Genomic DNA, 557 nt, shown 5'->3' on the forward strand with positions numbered 1-557 from the left:
TTGACCGTTGCAGTAGCTATTGGACCTGCTGAAAAGTCTGAAAGAGCACAGAAATTACAAACTGTACTAATGGCAATGACACAAATCCCACAAATAGGTGCGTTCTTGCAAGCAGGAAATGCGTACTATCTTGCTACTCAGATTCTGGAAAGTATGGGCATTATGGATGTAAGTAATTACCTTACCCCTCCTGACCAGATTCCACAACCTCAGCCAAGTCCTCAAGAACAGATGCAACTTGCTCTTATGCAGGAACAGGTTAAACAAGCTGGTGTACAAACTCAGAAAATGGTTAGTGAAGTTAATCTTAATCAGAGTAAGCATGAGTTTGAACAAATGAAAGCCGCTGATGAAATGACTATTCGTAAGCAAGAATCTGCTTCTAGTCAAGACAGAATGGCTGATGAACATCTGCTTAATTCTCAAAAATTACAGCTTGAACAGCGTCGTTTAGACATTGAACAGCGTAAATTAGAGATGAAAGCACAAGAAATGATGATTGAAGCTCAGATGGAAGCTCGTCAATCTCGTCCCGTAGCAATCGGGAGGTAATTAAT

1 protein-coding gene is annotated in these 557 nt (G+C 40.6%); it reads left to right on the forward strand.

Going from position 1 to position 557, the window contains the following annotated elements; genetic code table 11:
• The coding region (locus tag N1032_RS27140; RefSeq protein WP_259543810.1) for a portal protein at positions 1-552 on the forward strand (552 nt) is incomplete at its 5' end.
• Positions 553-557 lie beyond the last annotated feature (5 nt).

It is taken from the genome of Herbiconiux daphne, assembly GCF_024979295.1.
In the GTDB taxonomy this organism is placed as follows: Bacteria; Actinomycetota; Actinomycetes; order Actinomycetales; family Microbacteriaceae; genus Herbiconiux; species Herbiconiux daphnes.